Annotated in this window: 15 protein-coding genes; 7 read left to right on the forward strand and 8 right to left on the reverse strand. The window is 72.7% G+C overall.

Going from position 1 to position 18,780, the window contains the following annotated elements; genetic code table 11:
• Positions 1 to 50 precede the first annotated feature (50 nt).
• Complete coding sequence (locus tag GFH48_RS10345) at positions 51 to 1,796, forward strand: ABC transporter ATP-binding protein (RefSeq protein WP_407698707.1); 1,746 nt, start codon at positions 51 to 53, stop codon at positions 1,794 to 1,796.
• A 173-nt stretch (positions 1,797 to 1,969) separates the two neighbouring features.
• Positions 1,970 to 2,743: a polysaccharide deacetylase family protein gene (locus GFH48_RS10350; RefSeq protein WP_153292842.1), complete on the forward strand. Its 774-nt coding sequence runs from the start codon at positions 1,970 to 1,972 to the stop codon at positions 2,741 to 2,743.
• A gap of 298 nt (positions 2,744 to 3,041) precedes the next feature.
• Here the strand turns inward: GFH48_RS10350 and GFH48_RS10355 are convergent, their stop codons facing one another.
• Positions 3,042 to 4,049 carry a DUF2278 family protein gene (locus tag GFH48_RS10355; RefSeq protein ID WP_153287978.1) on the reverse strand — a complete coding sequence of 336 codons (1,008 nt, stop codon included), beginning with the start codon at positions 4,047 to 4,049 and terminating at the stop codon, positions 3,042 to 3,044.
• A 125-nt stretch (positions 4,050 to 4,174) separates the two neighbouring features.
• Here GFH48_RS10355 and GFH48_RS10360 point away from each other — a divergent pair, with 125 nt between their 5' ends.
• The gene (locus tag GFH48_RS10360; RefSeq protein ID WP_153292843.1) at positions 4,175 to 4,648 is read left to right on the forward strand and encodes an SRPBCC family protein; all 474 of its coding nucleotides are present in this window, start codon (positions 4,175 to 4,177) and stop codon (positions 4,646 to 4,648) included.
• Positions 4,649 to 4,702: 54 nt separating this feature from the next.
• Here the strand turns inward: GFH48_RS10360 and GFH48_RS10365 are convergent, their stop codons facing one another.
• From GFH48_RS10365 to GFH48_RS10385, 5 genes are all read right to left on the reverse strand, one after another.
• Complete coding sequence (locus GFH48_RS10365; RefSeq protein WP_153287979.1) at positions 4,703 to 5,854, reverse strand: XdhC family protein; 1,152 nt, start codon at positions 5,852 to 5,854, stop codon at positions 4,703 to 4,705.
• 226 nt (positions 5,855 to 6,080) lie between these two features.
• Positions 6,081 to 7,538 carry an NCS2 family permease gene (locus tag GFH48_RS10370; protein ID WP_153287980.1) on the reverse strand — a complete coding sequence of 486 codons (1,458 nt, stop codon included), beginning with the start codon at positions 7,536 to 7,538 and terminating at the stop codon, positions 6,081 to 6,083.
• Positions 7,539 to 7,704: 166 nt separating this feature from the next.
• Complete coding sequence (locus tag GFH48_RS10375; RefSeq protein ID WP_153287981.1) at positions 7,705 to 10,086, reverse strand: xanthine dehydrogenase family protein molybdopterin-binding subunit; 2,382 nt, start codon at positions 10,084 to 10,086, stop codon at positions 7,705 to 7,707.
• 2 nt (positions 10,087 to 10,088) lie between these two features.
• Complete coding sequence (locus GFH48_RS10380) at positions 10,089 to 10,661, reverse strand: (2Fe-2S)-binding protein (RefSeq protein WP_153287982.1); 573 nt, start codon at positions 10,659 to 10,661, stop codon at positions 10,089 to 10,091.
• Complete coding sequence (locus GFH48_RS10385) at positions 10,661 to 11,548, reverse strand: FAD binding domain-containing protein (protein ID WP_153287983.1); 888 nt, start codon at positions 11,546 to 11,548, stop codon at positions 10,661 to 10,663. The genes GFH48_RS10380 and GFH48_RS10385 overlap by 1 nt, the downstream gene beginning before the upstream one ends.
• A 333-nt stretch (positions 11,549 to 11,881) precedes the next feature.
• Here GFH48_RS10385 and GFH48_RS10390 point away from each other — a divergent pair, with 333 nt between their 5' ends.
• Positions 11,882 to 13,555, forward strand: coding sequence for a helix-turn-helix domain-containing protein (locus tag GFH48_RS10390; protein ID WP_153287984.1), 1,674 nt, complete (start codon positions 11,882 to 11,884; stop codon positions 13,553 to 13,555).
• 149 nt (positions 13,556 to 13,704) lie between these two features.
• A complete protein-coding gene (locus GFH48_RS10395; protein WP_153287985.1) occupies positions 13,705 to 14,478 on the forward strand; it encodes a hypothetical protein in 774 nt (257 codons plus the stop codon).
• Between the two features lie 71 nt (positions 14,479 to 14,549).
• On the opposite strand, the gene GFH48_RS10400 is transcribed toward GFH48_RS10395, so the two are convergent.
• Positions 14,550 to 14,855: a hypothetical protein gene (locus GFH48_RS10400; RefSeq protein ID WP_153287986.1), complete on the reverse strand. Its 306-nt coding sequence runs from the start codon at positions 14,853 to 14,855 to the stop codon at positions 14,550 to 14,552.
• Between the two features lie 518 nt (positions 14,856 to 15,373).
• Complete coding sequence (locus GFH48_RS10405) at positions 15,374 to 16,255, reverse strand: GntR family transcriptional regulator (protein ID WP_407698623.1); 882 nt, start codon at positions 16,253 to 16,255, stop codon at positions 15,374 to 15,376.
• Positions 16,256 to 16,411: 156 nt separating this feature from the next.
• Here GFH48_RS10405 and GFH48_RS10410 point away from each other — a divergent pair, with 156 nt between their 5' ends.
• Positions 16,412 to 17,290 carry a (2Fe-2S)-binding protein gene (locus tag GFH48_RS10410; protein ID WP_153287987.1) on the forward strand — a complete coding sequence of 293 codons (879 nt, stop codon included), beginning with the start codon at positions 16,412 to 16,414 and terminating at the stop codon, positions 17,288 to 17,290.
• 302 nt (positions 17,291 to 17,592) lie between these two features.
• Positions 17,593 to 18,639: a DUF2637 domain-containing protein gene (locus tag GFH48_RS10415; protein WP_153287988.1), complete on the forward strand. Its 1,047-nt coding sequence runs from the start codon at positions 17,593 to 17,595 to the stop codon at positions 18,637 to 18,639.
• Positions 18,640 to 18,780: the final 141 nt, after the last annotated feature.

The raw sequence follows: 18,780 nt of genomic DNA on the forward strand, positions 1-18,780 counted from the left end.
CCCCGGGCTCGCTGTCCGCTCTCGTCGGGCATGCGAGACCGCACTGGCGCGTGCTGCTGCTCTCCCTGTTCCTCACCCTGCTGGCCGGGGCGTCGGGGCTCGCGCAGCCGAAGTTCGCGCAGACCGTCCTCGACCGGCTGGACGGCGGCGGCAGCGTCACCGCGCCGGTCGCGCTGCTCGCCGCGCTCCTGGTCGCGGGCGCCCTGCTCACCGGCCTCAACGCGTGGCTCCAGCAACGGACTTCGGAGCGGGTGGTCCGGCAGGTACGACGCGGTCTCGTGCACCGGCTGATCAGGCTGCGGGTGTCCGAACTGGACCGGCGGGCCCCGGGCGACCTCATCTCCCGCGTCACCTCCGACAGCACCCTGCTCAAGAGCGCCGCCACCGAGGGCCTGATCATGACGGTCAACGGTGTACTGACCTTCGCCGGGGCGCTGTTCATGATGGCGACGCTCGATGTGCGCCTGCTCGCCGTGACCCTGCTGGTGCTGACCCTGGTCGCCGTCGTCATCACCGTCGTACTGCCCCGGATCAAGGCCGCCGTGGCCCGCTCCCAGGCATCCGTCGGCGCGGTCGGCGCCGTCCTCGACCGCACCCTCGGCGCGGCCCGCACGGTCAAGGCGAACGGCGCCGAGGGCCGCGAGACGCGCGCCGCCGAGGACGCGGTCGAGGAGGCGTACGCGGCCGGGCTGGTCGGCGCCCGCTACGGCGCCCTCGTCGCCATGGTCGGCGGCGCCGCCATCCAGACGGCGTTCCTGGTCGTCCTGGGCGTCGGCGGCACCTTCGTCGCGAACGGCACGATGTCGGTCTCCGAACTGATCGCCTTCCTGCTGTACGTGTTCTTCCTGGCGAGCCCGGTCTCGCAACTGGTCGGCGGGGCCGCCCAACTCCAGCAGGGTCTGGGCGCGGTGGGCAGGATCCAGGAGGTGTACGGTCTGCCCGCCGAGGACGACATCGAGGTGGCGTCCGCCTCCGTCCCCGACCACGCCGCCCCGCCCGCCGTCGAGTTGAGCGGGGTCGAGTTCACCTACCCGGGCCGCGCGCCCGCCCTGCGTGGTGTCGGCTTTACCGTCCCCGGTGGCACCCGGACCGCGCTCGTCGGACTGTCGGGAGCCGGCAAGACCACCCTTTTCTCGCTCCTCCAGCGCTTCTACGAACCGACCGCGGGCACCATCAGGATCGGCGGCGACGACATCTCCACGCTGTCGCGCGCCGAGGTGCGGCGCCGGATCGCGTACGTCGAGCAGGACTCCCCCGTCATGGCCGGCACGCTCCGCGAGAACCTGGTGTACGCGGCGCCCTCGGCGACCCCGCGGCAACTGGTGGAGGTACTGTCCCTGACCCGTCTCGACGCTCTGGTCGCCCGCCTGCCCCAGGGTCTGGAGACACCCGTCGGCTCGCGCGGTGTGACCCTCTCGGGCGGTGAGCGCCAGCGCCTCGCCATCGCCCGCGCCCTGCTGCGCCGCCCCCGGGTGCTGCTGCTCGACGAGGCGACGGCCCAGCTCGACGCCCGCAACGAACAGGCCCTGGGCGAGCTGGTCGCACGCGCGGCGGGCCGGTGCACGGTGCTGGTGATCGCCCACCGGCTGTCCACGGTCACCGACGCCGACCAGATCGTGGTCCTGGAACACGGCCTGGTCCGCGCCGTGGGCACCCACGACTCCCTGGTCGTGGAGGACACGCTCTACCGCGAACTGGCCGCCACCCAGCTGCCGGCGGCCGGGCCCCCGGCACGTCCACCGGCCGGTCCGGTCGGCGCGGCGTCAACCGCCGCGCCGGCGGCGGGCGCCCCGTGAGCGGAGCCCGCGCCCCGTCGGGGCCGCCGGGGAGCCACGCGTCCGGGTGCTGCGCTCGTCGCGGCTTCTCGGACGACGGCGGGGACAGCGGCGGCCGCGGTTGCCAGGGGCCGCTATAAATGTCGTGTATACACCACCTGTATAGTCGCGGCATGCCATTTCTGAGCAGGAAGATGAGAAGACCGCGGCCCGGGTTCCGTCCGATGGCCGCCGTCGTGACGGCCGCCGCACTCGCACTGCCGCTGACCGGGTGCACCACCGTCCACACCACCGCGCCGGCGGCCGTCCGCGCGCAGACCGCGTCCGGCGCCGAGGCCGCCGGACGGTTCGGTACCGTGGACTGCCGTGAGGCCAAGTGCATCGCGCTGACCTTCGACGCCGGGCCGAGCGAGCACTCGGCCCAGCTGCTGGACATCCTCAAGGAGAAGAAGGTCCCGGCCACCTTCTTCCTGCTCGGCAAGCGGCACATCGAGAAGTACCCGGAGCTGGTCCGGCGGATGGCCGCCGAGGGGCACGAGGTCGCCAGTCACACCTGGGACCACAAGATCCTGACGCAGATCGGGCCCGACGAGATACGCGCGGAGCTGCGACGCCCGAACGACGCGATAGAGAAGCTCACCGGGCGCCGTCCCACCCTCATGCGGCCGCCGCAGGGCCGGACCGACGACACCGTGCAGAAGATCTGCCGTGAGATGGGTCTCTCCGAGGTGCTGTGGAGCGTGACCGCCAAGGACTACAAGACGTACGACCCCAAGGTGATAAAGGAGCGCGTCCTGAAGCAGTCGAGCCGGGACGGGATCATCCTGCTGCACGACCTCTACCCGGGCACCGTGCCCGCGGTGCCCGGGATCATCGACGCGCTCAAGGAGCGGGGGTACGTGTTCGTGACCGTGCCGCAGCTGCTGGCACCCGGGAAGCCGAAGCCCGGCACGGTCTACCGGCCCTGACCGCGCCCGGTCCCGCCCGTACCCGCCCGTACCCGCCCGTGCACCGGGAGCGGCCGGCAACCGGCACGCCGGGCCGACAAGGCGCCCCGCGAGACCGGAACGGGAGCGCTGGAGGAACGCGGCCACAGGACGGACCGGACCTGAAGGCGGGCGAGACCGCAGGACGGACCAGACCTGAGGACGGACCAGACCTGAGGACGGACCGGGCCTGAGGACAGACCGGACAAGAGGACGGACCGGACCTCAGGGCGCACGGGAGCCGGGACGCACGGGACGGTCCGCGCACCGGAGCGGCGTGTCAGAAGACGACGGTCCATCCCTCGCGCCCGGCCTGCCCGGCCGTGTAGGAGACACCGTCGGCCTTCAGGCCGTGCGCGTCGAGCAGGGTGATCCGGCCACCCTGGTTGCCCAGCTGGACGCCGTCCGTGAGGGGCACCACCAGGCAGGCGCCGGGGGCGAGCGGCCCCGGCGGCACCGCGCAGCCGTGGTCGAGCCGGTCGGCGAGGCGCCAGCCGGTCAGGTCGAGGGGATCGGGCGAGGCGTTGAGGAGCGTGACGGTCTCGGACTCGGGGGCCGGGCCCCGCGGGTTGACCAGGGCCGCCACGATGCGCACCGGCCGGCCCTCCGGATCGGGGCGGGAGCCGTCCACGGGGAGGGTGTGCCCGGTGATGTCGTCGGTGTGCCAGGCCTGGCTCTGGAAGGCGAGGAAGATGCCGACCCACCGGGACTGCGCCGGGAAGTGGAGGAGCAGCCCGCCGTCCTGCCAGACGCCGTCGTCGCCCTGGAACCGCGCGCTGTTGCCCTGGTTCATATGGATGTCGTGGACGCCGTTGCCGGGCAGGAAGCCGAAGACCTTGTCGCGGACGGCGGCCTCGGGTCCGAAGCGCTCGCCGAAGACGTACATCCGGGCGGCCGGGTCGGCCACCGCGCGCCGGACGTAGTGGTCGAGCAGGTCGGCCAGGTCGTTGTCGGGCCCCTGTGCGTCCGGGGGCAGCGAACGCATCGCCGCCGGGTCGAAGAGGTTGCCGCGCACGAAGTCGAGGTTCGGGCCGTCCGGCCCCGGCGGCAGTGTGTTCCAGCCGGACGGCAGACCCTCCAGGTGCGCGGTGACCGGATGCCGGAGGTCGTCGGCGACCAGGTAGAGCAGCTCGGAGGGCTCCTCCTGGGACCGCACGTTGACCGCCGCCCGGTAGTGCGTTCCCTGATCGTCCGCCAGGTGGATCTGGTAGTGCGGAGTGCCGGTGGAGCCCTCACGCCGGACGTCGACCGCCCGGGTGATCAGTACGCCGTAGGCCTTCAATGGCATGCCCGTCAACTCCCCCTGTAGACAGTGCGGTTGGCCGCTCAATGGGGAATGGTAGGTCCGTGGCGCGCCCTTTCGTCCGGTTGCGCGGGAAGTTCGTCCGGCGGCCGGCCGCCTACGATCGGCCGGTGGTCCTCTTCCTGCTGGAACGCCTGTCCCCGACTCCCCCCGCCGAGACCTGGCGCCGCCTCACCGAGTGGCCCCGGCACGCGCGGGTCGTACCGCTGACCCGGGTCAGCGTGGTCACCCCGCCGCCGACGTCCGAGGGCACGGTGTTCGTCGCCCGGTCGGGGATCGGGCCGGTGGCGTTCGACGACCCGATGGAGGTCGTGACCTGGCGGCCGCCCCGGGGAGGGGACCCGGGGCGGTGCCGGCTGGTCAAGCACGGCACGTTCGTCACGGGGTGGGCCGAGATCGAGGTGCGTCGCGCGGCCGGCGGGGGCTCGCTGGTGCTGTGGCGGGAGGATCTGCGGGTGCGCTGGCTGCCCGGGTTCTGCGACCGGCCGCTGGCGTGGGCGGGGAGGTGGATGTTCGGCCGGGCCGTGGACGGACTGCTGCGGGAGCCCCTGGCGGAGCGTGCCCCGGGGCCGTCCTCGCCGTGACCTCCGGGTCACCTGCCCGGTAAGGCGAACCACCCTGTGGGTCGAGGGCCCCGGTCAGGCGAAGGACCCGATCCGGCGGACCACAGCGGGCGTCGTGTCGTGGTGGATCGGCGTGTGCGCGCCGGTGAGGGAGACGCCGCTGCCGCCGCGCCTGCGGGCCACGATCTCCGAGGCGATGGACAGGGCCGTCTCCTCGGGGGTGCGGGCGCCCAGGTCCAGGCCGATGGGAGACCGGAGGCGGGCGAGCTCCAGCTCCGTGACTCCGACCTCGCGCAGCCGCTCGTTGCGGTCCAGATGGGTCCGCCGGGACCCCATCGCGCCGACGTACGCGACCGGCAGGCGCAGTGCGAGCCGGAGCAGGGGCACGTCGAACTTGGCGTCGTGGGTGAGCACGCACAGCACGGTGCGCGCGTCGACCTGGGCGCGCTCCAGGTATCTGTGCGGCCAGTCCACGACGATCTCGTCGGCGTCGGGGAAGCGGCCGGTGGTCGCGAAGACCGGGCGGGCGTCGCAGACCGTCACGTGGTAGCCGAGGAACTTGCCGATGCGGACCAGCGCCGCCGCGAAGTCGATCGCGCCGAAGACGATCATCCGGGGCGGCGGCACCGAGGACTCGACCAGAACCGTGAGCGGTGCTCCGCAACGAGAGCCCTGCTCACCGATCTCCAGGGTCCCGGTGCGGCCCGCGTCGAGGAAGGCGCCCGCCTCGGCGACCACGGCCCGGTCGAGTTCCGGGTGGGCGCCGAGGCCGCCCTCGTACGAACCGTCGGGGCGGACGAGCAGCGCGCGCCCCAGCAGTTCCGCGGGACCGTTCACGATCCGCGCGAGGGCCGCGGCTTCTCCCCCGGTGGCGGCCGCCAGCGCGGCTGCGGCCACCGCCCGGTCCGGGCCGCCCGCCCGTACCGGGGTGACGAGGATGTCGATCACGCCGCCGCACGTCAGGCCGACGGCGAAGGCGTCCTCGTCGCTGTATCCGAAGCGCTCCAGGACGGTCTCACCGTCCTGGAGCGCCTGTCGGCACAGTTCGTAGACCGCGCCCTCCACGCAGCCGCCGGACACCGAGCCGATCGCCGTGCCGTCGGTGTCGACGGCGAGCGCGGCGCCGGGCCTGCGGGGTGCGCTGCCGCCGACGGCCACCACGGTGGCGACGGCGAAGTCACGTCCCTGCCCGACCCACCGGTACAGCTCCTCGGCGATGTCCAGCATGTCTCGGTCTCCTTCGGCAGCGGTTGCGGGGGGCCTCGCGGCGGGCGTCCGGCGCCGCGGCGCCGAGGGCTGTCCCGTGATTCCCGGTGGATCGGCGCGCGGCGTCGGACGCGGTGCGTCGCGAGGCGGAGGGGCGTCCTCGTACCGGGTGTGTCCGGGCGGCCCCGACGACGCGGCGGGGTGCCGTGCCGTCGTCGTGGGCCCGCCGGGGATCACGGGACGGCCCTCAGTGGACGCCCATCCAGCTCTCGATGGGGTGGAGGGCGTAGAAGACGAGGAAGACCGCCGTCAGGCCCCACATGAACGCCCCGATCTCCCGGGCCTTGCCCTGGGCGACTTTGATGGCGACGTACGAGAGGACTCCGGCCGCGACGCCCGCGGTGATGGAGTAGGTGAACGGCATGATCACGACGGTGAGGAAGACCGGGATCGCCGTGGCGCGGTCGGCCCAGTCGACGTGGCGGGCGTTCATCATCATCATGGCGCCGATGACGACCAGTGCCGCCGCCGCGACCTCGCCGGGGACGATGGCGGTCAGCGGCGTGAAGAAGAGGCAGGCGGCGAAGAACAGGCCGGTGACGACGGAGGAGAGGCCGGTACGGGCCCCCTCGCCGACCCCGGTCGCGGACTCGACGAAGACGGTCTGGCCGGAGGCGCCGGCGACCCCGCCGACCGCTCCGCCGGCGCCGTCGACGAACAGTGCCTTGGACAGGCCCGGCATCCGGCCCTTCGCGTCGGCCAGTCCGGCTTCCGTGCCGACGCCGATGATGGTGGCCATCGCGTCGAAGAACCCGGCGAGGACGAGGGTGAAGACGATCATGCCGACCGTCATCGCGCCCACGTCGCCCCAGCCACCGAACTCGACCTGGCCGAAGAGCGAGAAGTCCGGCATCGAGACGGCGCCGCCGTGCAGTTCGGGGGCGCCGCTCGCCCACTGCCCGGGGGCGATGACGCCGAGGGTGTTGAGGACCACGGCCAGTACGGTGCCGCCGACGATGCCGATCAGGATGGCACCGGGGACGCCCCGCGCCTGGAGCATGAAGATGGCGAGCAGGGTCGCCGCGAAGAGCAGCACCGGCCAGCCGGCGAGTTCACCACTCGCCCCGAGGGTGACCGGGGTGGCCTTGCCCTGGTGCACGAAGCCGGCCTTGTAGAAGCCGATCAGCGCGATGAACAGGCCGATGCCCATGGTGATCGCGTGTTTCAGCGCGAGCGGTATCGCGTTCATGATCATCTCGCGCAGGCCGGTGACGACGAGCAGCATGATGACGACGCCGTACATCACGCACATGCCCATGGCCTGCGGCCAGGTCATCTGCGGGGCGACCTGGGAGGAGAGCACTCCGGAGACGGAGAGTCCGGCCGCCAGGGCGAGCGGCACCTTGCCGACGAAGCCCATCAGGAGCGTGCTGAAAGCGGCGGCGAACGCGGTCGCGGTGATCAGTGCCTGCTGGCCGAGCGTGTTCCCGGCCGCGTCCTTGCCGGACAGGATCAGGGGGTTGAGGAGCAGGATGTACGCCATCGCCATGAAGGTGGTGACGCCGCCGCGCACCTCGCGCGCGACGGTGGATCCCCGCCGGGTGATGTGGAAGTACCGGTCGAGCCAGGACCGTCCGGCCGGGACGCGGCTACCCGCACCCGCGTCGTCGGCGACGGTCCTGGGTTCCACTGACTGGTGGGTCATGGTGCCAACTCCCAAGGTTCACAGGGGCACCCGCGTCGGTCGCCGGAGGCGACCGAGGTGAACCGCCGTTGCGGTTGCGGGATTTGGGAAGGTGCACGACCCGGGGGACGGCCCGAGACGAACGAAGGGGTCGCAGGCGGAACAAGTCCCGCCCGGCCCCTGGGGGTTACTTGCCGGTGAGGTGTTCGGGCCGTACCGGCGTCCGGTTGAGCTCCAGCCCTGTCGCGTTCCGGATCGCCGCGAGGACGGCCGGGGTGGACGACAGGGTGGGGGCCTCGCCGATGCCACGGAGCCCGTACGGGGCGTGGTCGTCGGCGAGTTCGAGCACGTCGACCGGGATGGTCGGCGTGTCGAGGATCGTGGGGATCAGGTAGTCCGTGAAGGAGGGGTTGCGGACCTTCGCGGTGACGGGGTCGACGATGATCTCCTCCATCACCGCGATGCCGAGGCCTTGGACGGTGCCGCCCTGGATCTGGCCGACCACCGACAGCGGGTTGAGCGCCTTGCCGACGTCCTGGGCACAGGCCAGTTCGATGACCTTGACCAGGCCGAGTTCGGTGTCGACCTCGACGACGGCGCGGTGCGCGGCGAACGAGTACTGGACGTGGCCGAAGCCCTGTCCGGTGCGCAGGTCGAAGGGTTCCGTCGGACGGTGCCGCCATTCGGCCTCGACCTCGACGGCCTCGTCCTCCAGCACGTCCGCCAGGCCGGCGAGCACCTCGCCGGCGTCGGTGACGACCTTGCCGCCCTCCAGCAGAAGCTCGGCCGTCGCCCATGCCGGGTGGTACGTGCCGAACTTGCGGCGGCCCCTCTCCAGGACCTTCTCGCGCACCAGCTCGCAGGAGTTCCGGACGGCGCCGCCGGTGACGTACGTCTGACGCGACGCGGACGTCGAACCGGCGCTGCCCACCTGGGTGTCGGCGGGGTGGATGGTCACCTGCGCGACGCCGAGCTCGGTGCGGGCGATCTGCGCGTGGACGGTGACACCGCCCTGGCCGACCTCCGCCATCGCGGTGTGCACGGTCGCGACCGGCTCGCCGCCCACCACCTCCACGCGGACCCTGGCGGTCGAGTAGTCGTCGAAGCCCTCGGAGAAGCCGACGTTCTTGATGCCGACGGCGTAGCCGACACCGCGAACGACGCCCTCGCCGTGCGTGGTGTTGGACAGTCCGCCCGGCAGCTGGCGTACGTCGGCCCCCTCGGAGCTCTCCCACTGGCGCTCCGGCGGCAGCGGCATCGCCTTGACGCGGCGCAGCAGTTCGGCGACCGGGGCCGGTGAGTCGACCGGCTGTCCGGTCGGCAGCAGGGTGCCCTGCTCCATCGCGTTGAGCTGCCGGAAGGCGACCCGGTCCATGCCGACCGCGTCCGCGAGCTTGTCCATCTGCGCCTCGTACGCGAAGCACGCCTGGACGGCGCCGAAGCCGCGCATGGCTCCGCAGGGCGGGTTGTTGGTGTAGAGCGCGATGGCCTCGATGTCGACGTCCTCGACGACGTACGGGCCGACGCTCAGTGAGGAGGCGTTGCCGACGACCGCCGGGGAGGCGGACGCGTAGGCGCCGCCGTCCAGCACGATACGGGCCCTCATGTGCGTGAGCTTGCCGTCCTTGGTCGCCCCGTGCTCGTAGTACAGCTTCGCGGGGTGGCGGTGGACGTGGCCGAAGAAGGACTCGAAGCGGTTGTAGACGATCTTGACGGGCTTGCCGGTGCGCAGGGCCAGCAGGCAGGCGTGGATCTGCATCGACAGGTCCTCGCGGCCGCCGAAGGCGCCGCCGACGCCGGAGAGCGTCATGCGGACCTTGTCCTCGGGCAGGCCGAGGACGGGGGCGATCTGCTTGAGGTCCGAGTGCAGCCACTGGGTGGCGATGTACAGCTCGACGCCGCCGTCCTCGCAGGGCACGGCGAGACCGGACTCGGGGCCGAGGAACGCCTGGTCCTGCATACCGAAGGTGTACTCGCCCTTGACGACGAAGTCGGCCTTCTTCGCGGCCTCTTCGACGTCGCCGCGGACGATCGGCTGCCGGTGCACGATGTTGGGGTGCGGGACGTGGCCGATGTGGTGGTCGTCGCGATTCTCGTGGACGAGGATCGCGTCGGGCGCGGTCGCGGACGCCTCGTCCGTGATGACGGGCAGCTCCTTGTACTCCACCTTGATCCTGGCGGCGGCGCGCCGCGCGGTCTCGGGGTGGTCGGCGGCGACGATCGCGACGGGCTCGCCGTGGTGGCGGACCTTGCCGTGCGCGAGGACCGGGGTGTCCTGGATCTCCAGGCCGTAGGTCTTCACGGCGGTGGGCAGGTCGTCGTAGGTGAGGACCGCGTAGACGCCGGGCTGGGCGAGGGCCTCGGAGGTGTCGAGGGACACGATCTCGGCGTGGGCGACGGTCGAGCGCAGGATCTGGCCCCAGAGCATGTCCTCGTGCCACATGTCGGAGGAGTACGCGAACTCGCCGGTGACCTTGAGGGTGCCGTCCGGGCGGAGCGTGGACTCGCCGATGCCGCCCTTGGACTCGGTACCCTGGGTGATCTTGGTAGGTGTGCCGGTGGTTCCCATGGTCAGACCGCCTCGGACTGCCGGGCGGCCGCGAGGCGGACCGCGTCCATGATCTTCTCGTATCCGGTGCAGCGGCAGAGGTTGCCGGAGAGTGCCTCGCGGATGTCCGCGTCGGTCGGGGTCGGGTTGTGCTCCAGCATCTCGTCGGCCGCGACCAGCAGACCCGGGGTGCAGAAGCCGCACTGGACGGCGCCGGCGTCGATGAACGCCTGCTGGATCGGGGAGAGTTCGGTGCCCTCGCCGGTCTGCGAGTCATGGCCCCGGGCGCCCCACCGCCGGGCCTCGTCCAGCGACGTCCCGCACGGGGCCGCCGCGCGGGAACGCTGCTGGGCGTACTGGGCGAGCCCCTCGACGGTGACGACCTCGCGGCCCTCGGCCTGACCGGCCGCCACCAGGCACGAGCACACCGGCACACCGTCCAGGCGGACGGTGCAGGAACCGCACTCGCCCTGCTCGCAGGCGTTCTTGGAGCCGGGCAGGCCCAGCCGCTCCCGCAGCACGTAGAGCAGGGACTCACCCTCCCACACGTCGTCGGCTTCCTGGGGACGGCCGTTGACCGTGAAATTGACGCGCATTACGCGACTCCCTCCGTGCCGGCGGTGCCGCGGTACGACTCCCAGGTCCAGGTCAGGGTGCGGCGGGCCATCACGCCGACCGCGTGGCGGCGGTAGCTCGCCGTGCCCCGGACGTCGTCGATCGGGTTGCAGGCGGCGGAGCACAGGTCCGCGAACTGCTTGGCGACCGACGGGGTGATGATCCGGCCGTTGTCCCAGAAGCCGCCCTCGTCGAGGGCCGCGTTCAGGAACTCCTCGGCGGTCCTGGCGCGGACCGGGGTCGGCGCCGCGGAGCCGATGCCGGTGCGCACGGTGCGGGTCGCGGGGTGCAGGGCCAGACCGAAGGCGCACACCGCGATCACCATCGCGTTGCGGGTGCCGACCTTGGAGTACTGCTGCGGGCCGTCGGCCTTCTTGATGTGGACGGCCCTGATCAGTTCGTCGGGGGCGAGCGCGTTGCGCTTCACCCCGGTGTAGAACGCGTCGATCGGGATCAGCCGGGAGCCGCGTACCGACTCGGCCTCGACCTCGGCGCCCGCCGCGAGCAGGGCCGGGTGTGCGTCACCGGCCGGGGACGCGGTGCCGAGGTTTCCGCCGACGCCGCCGCGGTTGCGGATCTGCGGGGAGGCCACGGTGTGCGAGGCCAGGGCCAGGCCGGGCAGCTCGCCGCGCAGGTTCTCCATGATCTGGGTGTACGGGACGGAGGCGCCCAGACGCACGCTCTCCTCACCGACCTCCCACTCGCTCAGCTCGCCGACGCGGTTCAGGTCGAGGAGGTACTCGGGCCGGCGGTGGTCGAAGTTGATCTCGACCATCACATCGGTGCCCCCCGCGATCGGCACAGCGGTGGGGTGCTCGGCCTTCGCGGCGAGCGCCTCCTCCCAGCCGGCGGGGCGAAGGAAGTCCATGAGTGGCTCTCTTCTTCTTCGTCGAAGGTCGTGTCGATCAAGCCAGATCGTGTGCGGCGGCCCCGGCTCGTCCATGAGTTGTTCACGCGGATCGAGGCCAGTACACAGCGCTGTGCTCCACCGGGGTCAGTCACCGAAACCATGAAGGAGTTGGCTGGCCAGGGCACTCATCTTGTAGATTCATATGAACGAGAGGCGTCAGTAACCTCTCCGGTTTCCCAGTGAAACACCCAGCACATGCCGGGACCTGGGAATACGGCTCACGGGCGCGTCCGCCCCGTGCCCACCTTCAGTTCCATCGTAGATTTCGAGACAAGAACGGCGGCGACGAGAATGCGGCTGCGCGCACTGCTGGACACCGACGCGCTGGGCCTGCGGCTGCTCGGCGGCGAGGGCGAGCTCGACCGCACCGTACGCGGTGTGATGACCACCGACCTCAAGGACCCCAGCCGCTATCTCTCGGGCGGCGAACTGGTCCTCACCGGTCTGGCCTGGCGGCACGGCGCCGCGGACTCCGAGGCCTTCGTACGCATCCTCGCGGGCGCCGGGGTCGCGGCCCTCGCCGCGGGCGAGGCGGAGCTCGGCGACATCCCCCAGGACCTGGTCCTGGCCTGCGCCCGGCACCGGATGCCGCTGTTCGCCGTGAACGAGTCGGTGGCCTTCGCGACGATCACCGAGCACGTCGTACGGCAGGTCTCGGGCGAGCGCGCCGGGGACCTGGCGGCGGTGGTGGACCGCCACCGGCGGATGATGACGTCCGGTCCGGCGGGCGGCGGACCCGACGTGGTGCTCGACCTGCTCGGATCCGACCTGGACCTGCGGGCCTGGGTGCTGTCGCCCACCGGGCGGCCCGTCGCCGGCTCGAAGCTCGCGGGGGCCGCGCTGCCCGCCGACGTGTGCGCCCGGCTGGCCGCCGAGCACCTCACGGCCGTGCGCACCGGACGGCGCGGACCGCACCGGGTCGTGGTGGGCACGACGGCGTACTCCCTGTTCCCGGTCCGGCCGTCCGGACGCTCCGCGGGCGCGGGGCGCGACGTGCGGGAGACGGTGCTCTCCGACTGGCTGCTCGCGGTCGAGGCGGACGCCGCGGACTGGCCGGCGGAACGCCTCGACCTGCTCCAGGGTGTCACCCAGCTGATCGCCGTCGAACGGGACCGCCGGGACGCGGCACGCACGGTACGGCGGCGTCTCGCGCAGGAGGTGCTCGAACTGGTGCAGTCGGGCGCCGCGCCCGCGGAGATCGCCGCCCGGCTGCGGGTCGCCGCACCGGTCCTGCTGCCCGGACTCGGAGCGGCCCCGCACTGGCAGGTGGTGGTGGCCCGCGTCGAATGGGACGGCGGCGGGATGGACGGCGGACCGGTCGCGCAGTCGCTCCTGGAGGAGATGCTCGTCGACCCGCTGACGACCGGCCCCGAGCACGCGGACCGCATCGCCGTCGCCCACACGGACGGCGAGGCGATCGCGCTCGTCCCCCTTCCGGCGGTCTCCTCGGAGCACGACGGTTCGGAGACCGGACTGCTCGCGGACGCGCTCCTGGCGGCCGTCCGCGATCCGCTGTCGGCGGGCCTGGACGACGACGGGCGGCTCACCCTGGGCGTCAGCGCCGCGGTGCACTCGGCGGAGGGGCTGCGCGGCGCCCTGGAGGAGGCCCGGCACGCCCGCCGGGTCGCCGCCGCACGCCCCGGCCGGGTGTGCGCGGCCGGACACCAGGAACTGGCCTCCCACGTCCTGCTGCTGCCCTTCGTACCGGACGACGTGCGCCGGGCCTTCACCGCCCGGCTCCTGGACCCGCTGCGCGACTACGACCGCCGTCACCGCGCCGAACTGATCCCCACCCTGGAGGCCTTCCTCGACTGCGACGGCTCCTGGACACGCTGCGCCGCCCGTCTCCACCTGCACGTCAACACACTGCGCTACCGGGTGGGGCGTATCGAGCAGTTGACGGGCCGTGACCTCTCGCGCCTGGAGGACAAGCTCGACTTCTTCCTGGCCCTGCGCATGAGTTGAGGTCACGGGGCGGTGTGGGGCGTGTCACCAAGTGGCGCCCCTGTCGCACGACTTTGTGAAATCCTTCACCCAGCCCCTTGGCCGGGTGCCTTGATCCGTGCTGAGATGCCACCACTCAACAGCTCAATGGCGTGCTCGGGGAGGGCAACGTGGCGCATTCCGCCATGTCTGGTTCCGGAACGAACGCAGGGGACGATCCACTCCAGACCGCGGTATGGCGGCTGCGCTCGCGCGCCTGCTGGGTCGACGCGGCCGCGCTGATCGAGCCCCTGACGGCCCAGGCCTCGCTGCAGCGGGCCTCGCTCCTCGTCGAGCGGTGCCTGTACACCGAGCAGGGCTGGGCGGAGGCCGAGGACGCGCTCCGCACGGCCGAGGCGGTGGCCCGCAGCGACGACGAACGGGGCGCCGCCGCCTGTGAGCGCGGACAGCTCGCCTACGCGGCCACCCTGCTCGGGGTACGGGACCGGGCGGACGAGGCGCGGGCCGCGCTCGGCCGGGCCGCCGCCCTGATCGCGCCCGGGGCGCCGGGCCGCGCGCTCCTGGACTTCCGGCGCGGGCTGCTGGCGGAGAACCTCGCGCAGTCCCCGCAGTCCGCCCGCGCCGCCTACCGGCGCGCCCACGCGGGCGCCTCCGCCCTGGGCGACCCGCTGCTGCTGTCGTTCACCTGGCGGCACCTGGCCGGACTAGCCCTGCGGGAGGGTGAGTTGGCGGAGGCCCGGCACGGATTCGGGGAATCTCTCAGGATTCGCGAGGAGTTGGGATATCTGGTGGGGACGGCTCCGGCGCTGGCGTCCCTCGCGGACGCCGAGACCGAGCCCGAGGCGTCCCGGCTGCGGGCGGAGGCGGGACGGCTGTTCCGGCTCCTCGGGGGTGTACCGACCTGGCTGGCGCGGCAGTTGACCCCGCCCGCCGCCACCGCCTGACACCGTGGCCGACACGGGGCGCGGGCCGCTCCCCGTCACCGCCGGACGCCGTCACCTGCCGCGGCATGCCGTCAGTGCTCCGGCCGGCCGCTCTGCACCTTCGACAGCATGTCGCGGGCGAACGTCTCGACGGTGGTGCGGAGTTCGGGGTCGTGGGCCGCGTAGAGGACCGCGGCCACGACCACGAGGAGGAGCAGGACGCCGCCCAGAACGCCGCCCCGGACGGAGCCGTGGGACACGGGGCGGTACCGGTGCGGCACGCCGGTGTGACGGGCGCGCGCCATGTGGTGCGCGTCGAGATGCCGGCGTACGTGGTTCCGATGGATCCGCTGGGCCTGCTCGGCCTGCCGCATCGCCTGCCAGGACGGGTCGGGCATCGGTGTCTCCCCCGGTTTCGGTCGGCTCGCGCCGTGTACCGGTGGGCACGCGGACCGGGTCGTGCGGGTTCCCGTCGACGGGTCTCGCGACCGGGCCCGTACGAAGCCGTTACGTCCAGGGCGGGAACGCCACATACCGGCCGGCCGGGAACGCCCGCCCTACGGACAGTGGACCCGGACACCCGGACACCCGGACACCGATGCCGCGACAGGCGACGTCCCCCCTGTGGCAGCACGTACCAAGGGCCGTCCGCGCTCCCCGATGGACCGGTGCCCGGCGTCGGGTCCGGTGCGTCGCCCGGCGAGGGGGCCGCAGGCCACTGTGTCGCGAGGCGGGGGCCGTGCCCGTAGGGGGCGTGTTCGGGGATCCGGCGGGACGGTGGGTGCCGTCGCTGTCGTCGCGCGCCCGCAGGCGTACACGGAGTCGCTCGCCCGCGGGAGTACACGGAACCGCGTCGCGCGCCCGCCGGGGATCAGGGACCAGCCCCGTCCGCCCGCCAGGGATCGCGGGGCAGCCGTCAGGCGCCCGCGAAGTGCTCCCGTACGAGGGACTGCACGACCGGGAGGTCCTGGACGATCAGGGCCTCCAGAAGGGCGGTGTGCTCGGCGGCGTCGGCCACCAGGTCCGCGCGGCCCCGGGAGACGGGGCCGCCGACCAGCGGCCACTGGGCGCGGCGGTGCAGGTCCTCGGCGATCTGTACGAGCTGGTCGTTGCCCGCGAGGCCGAGGACGGCACGGTGGAAGGCACGGTCGCACTCGGCGTACGTGGCGCGGCACCCGGTGGACGCGGCCCGCACCGTGGCCTCGGCGAGCGGGCGCAGCTCGGCCCAGCGCGCGGCGGTCACCGTGCGCGCGAGACGCAGCATCACCGGGACCTCGATGAGCGCGCGGATCTCGGCGAGTTCGGCCAGCTCGCGCGTCCCGCGCCGGACGACCCGGAAGCCCCTGTTCGGCACGACCTCGACGGCGCCCTCCAGCGCCAGTTGCTGCATCGCCTCCCGGACCGGCGTGGCGGACACGCCGAACCGCTCACCGAGCACGGGCGCCGAGTAGACCTCGCCGGGGGCGAGGTCCCCCTGGACGAGGGCGGTGCGCAGGGCGTCGAGGATCTGCCCGCGGACCGAGGCGCGCTGGACCACCGGACGCGCGGTCTCCGTGCGGGACGGCCGGTTCTCCGCGGGAGGGCGGACGGGAGGAGACGGGAGGGGCACCTCGCTGTGGGTGTGCTCACCGCGGGCCGCGGCACCGGCCGTGGAGGTGCCCGCGGCGACGTCCCACTCCCGCTCCCGGCGCCGTTCCGGCATCCGCGACTGGGCGGGCACCCGGGCGGCCGGCGTGCGCGTGTCCGGGGCACCGTGCCCGGTGGAGCCGTGCGTGCCCAGCGAACCGGCCTGCTCCACGGGGGCCTCCTCCGGGCTTGGTGGTACTTGGGGTCAATGGGGTGGTTGTCACCTGTCCGTCAAGCACCATAGGCGCACACGGCCCCAGTTCAAACATCCGGAAATATGGGTAAGGTAAGCCTTACCTGTCAACGATCGTGAAGCGGTGGTCACCGGATGTCCGCTCCCGCCCTGGCCGCAGGCGTCCCGGCCCGCCCGGACGCCCGCCCGGCACTCTCGGCGGTCACGGGTGCCTACACCCGGCTGACCGAGGTCCTTCCTGACCTGAGCGTCACCGAGCTCGAACCGGGCGAGGCCGCCCCCGAGGGCGTCGGCTGGGCCGGCGCGGCCCGGCTCGCGGCGGGCGGTCCGGAGCTAGACGCCTTTCTCGCCTGGGACGAGGCGCAGATCGTCCGGGACTATGGAGAGCGGGCACGTCCGGACGTCGTCGCCACGTTCGGCCTGCACCGGTACGCCTGGCCCGCCTGCCTCCTGATCACCGTCCCGTGGTTCCTGGAGCGCCGCGTGCCCCGGTTCCCCGTGGAGCACGTCACATTCCAGCGCACCCTCGGCCGGATGGCCGTGCGGACCACCGGGTTCGCCTGCCTGCCGGGCGACCCGGCGGCCGGCCTGCCCGGCGCCCGCGTCGTACCGGACGAGGAGGCCCTGCGGGCCGAGGTGCGGGCCGCGGTGGCCGAGCACCTGGAGCCGGTCCTCGGCGGCTTCGGCCCCCGCATGCGTCGCCGCGGCCGCGCCCTGTGGGGCATGGCCACCGACGAGATCGTCGAGGGCCTCTGGTACGTCGCCGGCCTGCTCGGCGAGGAGGAGCGCGCGCTGCGCGAACTGGAACTCCTGCTGCCGGGGACGACCCGGCCCTACGTCGGGTCCGCCGCGTTCCGTGAGCTGGCCGGCCCGGACGGCGAAACCCTGACCACCCGCGACCGCGCGAGCTGCTGCTTCTTCTACACGCTGCGCCCCGACGACGCCTGCCCCACCTGCCCGCGCGTCCGCGACGCCGAGCGCGCCGCCAAGTTGACGGCCGACCTCGCCAGTTGAGGACCCCGCGGCAGAGGCATGGTTCCGGATGCCCTAAGATCAACTGCGACTGAGACACCCCTAGGGTTACAGATGCTTCACAACTTCCTCACTCGTCGCAGGAACTTTCCGTTGAACCATCCGTACGGGTAATCTTATTCGCACTCAGCTCCCGTCCCTCGCGCGGCAGTTCGAGCAGAATGTCGCCCTGCGCATCCCTTGGCACTCCCTTGGCGGCCTCTTGCCGCGAAACCCCTTGAGGGGCGACGGGCTTGGGCCAATATGGCGGGCGTTACGCCCTATCCCAATGCAAGGGACCCCAGATGAGACTGACCGACATATCGCTGAATTGGCTGCTTCCGGGCGCCGTTTTGCTCCTGGGACTGCTGGCGGCGGTGGCGGTGCTCGCGCGCGGCAAGCGGTCCGGGGGCGGCGCGGGCAGCGGTAACGAGGAATCATGGGAGCGCAGCGAGGAGCGCCGCCGGCGCAAGGAGGCCGTCTACGGCACGGCCTCCTACGTGCTGCTGTTCTGCTGTGCCGCGGTTGCCGCCGCGCTGTCCTTCCACGGTCTGGTCGGCTTCGGCCAGCAGAACCTCGGGCTGACCGACGGCTGGGAGTACCTCGTCCCGTTCGGCCTGGACGGCGCGGCCATGTTCTGCTCCGTACTCGCCGTGCGCGAGGCCAGCCACGGTGACGCGGCGCTCGGTTCCCGCATACTCGTGTGGACCTTCGCCGGTGCCGCGGCCTGGTTCAACTGGGTGCACGCGCCGCGGGGCGTGGACCACTCGGGCGCTCCCCAGTTCTTCGCGGGCATGTCCCTGTCGGCCGCCGTCCTGTTCGACCGGGCGCTGAAGCAGACCCGCCGTGCCGCGCTGCGCGAGCAGGGCCTGGTCCCGCGTCCGCTGCCGCAGATCCGGATCGTCCGCTGGCTGCGCGCACCCCGCGAGACGTACAGCGCCTGGTCGCTGATGCTCCTGGAGAACGTCCGTACGCTGGACGAGGCCGTGGACGAGGTGCGTGAGGACAAGCGCCAGAAGGAGCAGACGCGTCTGCGCCGCCGCAACGAGGAGCGGGTCGAGCGGGCGCACCTGAAGGCGCTCAGCCGTGGTCACCGCGGTCTGCCGGGCCGCGCGAGCGCACGGGCGCAGCTGGAGACGACCGTGGAGCGCGCTCCCGCTCAGGCCTCTACGGAGCCTGCTCTATCGGCGTCGGATCCCCTGCCCGTACGTTCGCGGCCCTCCCTTCAGCCCGTCCGCAAGAGCGCTGACCCGATAACCGTCGACCTCACCACGGAGGACGACACCATGGCCCTGCCGCGGCTCGACTCCCTGGAGCGCAAGCTCAAGGACCTGGAGCAGCAGTTCGGCTGACAGGCCGTCGGACAGGTCCCCGGTGAAGTCCGGGTGGTCCGGCCGGGATCCGGCCGGACCCGGACACGAACGACGCCGGGACACGAACGACGCCCGGACGGGGAGTCGGCCCCGCCCTGGGTGACACCCGGACGGGAATTC

It is taken from the genome of Streptomyces fagopyri, from assembly GCF_009498275.1.
GTDB lineage: Bacteria > Actinomycetota > Actinomycetes > Streptomycetales > Streptomycetaceae > Streptomyces > Streptomyces fagopyri.

Coding starts and splice junctions, on each gene's coding strand:
- GFH48_RS10350 (WP_153292842.1), top strand. CDS start 1,970: ATGAGAAGACCGCGGCCCGGGTTCCGTCCGATGGCCGCCGTCGTGACG.
- GFH48_RS10355 (WP_153287978.1), bottom strand. CDS start 4,049: ATGCCATTGAAGGCCTACGGCGTACTGATCACCCGGGCGGTCGACGTC.
- GFH48_RS10365 (WP_153287979.1), bottom strand. CDS start 5,854: ATGCTGGACATCGCCGAGGAGCTGTACCGGTGGGTCGGGCAGGGACGT.
- GFH48_RS10370 (WP_153287980.1), bottom strand. CDS start 7,538: ATGACCCACCAGTCAGTGGAACCCAGGACCGTCGCCGACGACGCGGGT.
- GFH48_RS10375 (WP_153287981.1), bottom strand. CDS start 10,086: ATGGGAACCACCGGCACACCTACCAAGATCACCCAGGGTACCGAGTCC.
- GFH48_RS10380 (WP_153287982.1), bottom strand. CDS start 10,661: ATGCGCGTCAATTTCACGGTCAACGGCCGTCCCCAGGAAGCCGACGAC.
- GFH48_RS10385 (WP_153287983.1), bottom strand. CDS start 11,548: ATGGACTTCCTTCGCCCCGCCGGCTGGGAGGAGGCGCTCGCCGCGAAG.
- GFH48_RS10390 (WP_153287984.1), top strand. CDS start 11,882: ATGCGGCTGCGCGCACTGCTGGACACCGACGCGCTGGGCCTGCGGCTG.
- GFH48_RS10400 (WP_153287986.1), bottom strand. CDS start 14,855: ATGCCCGACCCGTCCTGGCAGGCGATGCGGCAGGCCGAGCAGGCCCAG.
- GFH48_RS10410 (WP_153287987.1), top strand. CDS start 16,412: ATGTCCGCTCCCGCCCTGGCCGCAGGCGTCCCGGCCCGCCCGGACGCC.
- GFH48_RS10415 (WP_153287988.1), top strand. CDS start 17,593: ATGAGACTGACCGACATATCGCTGAATTGGCTGCTTCCGGGCGCCGTT.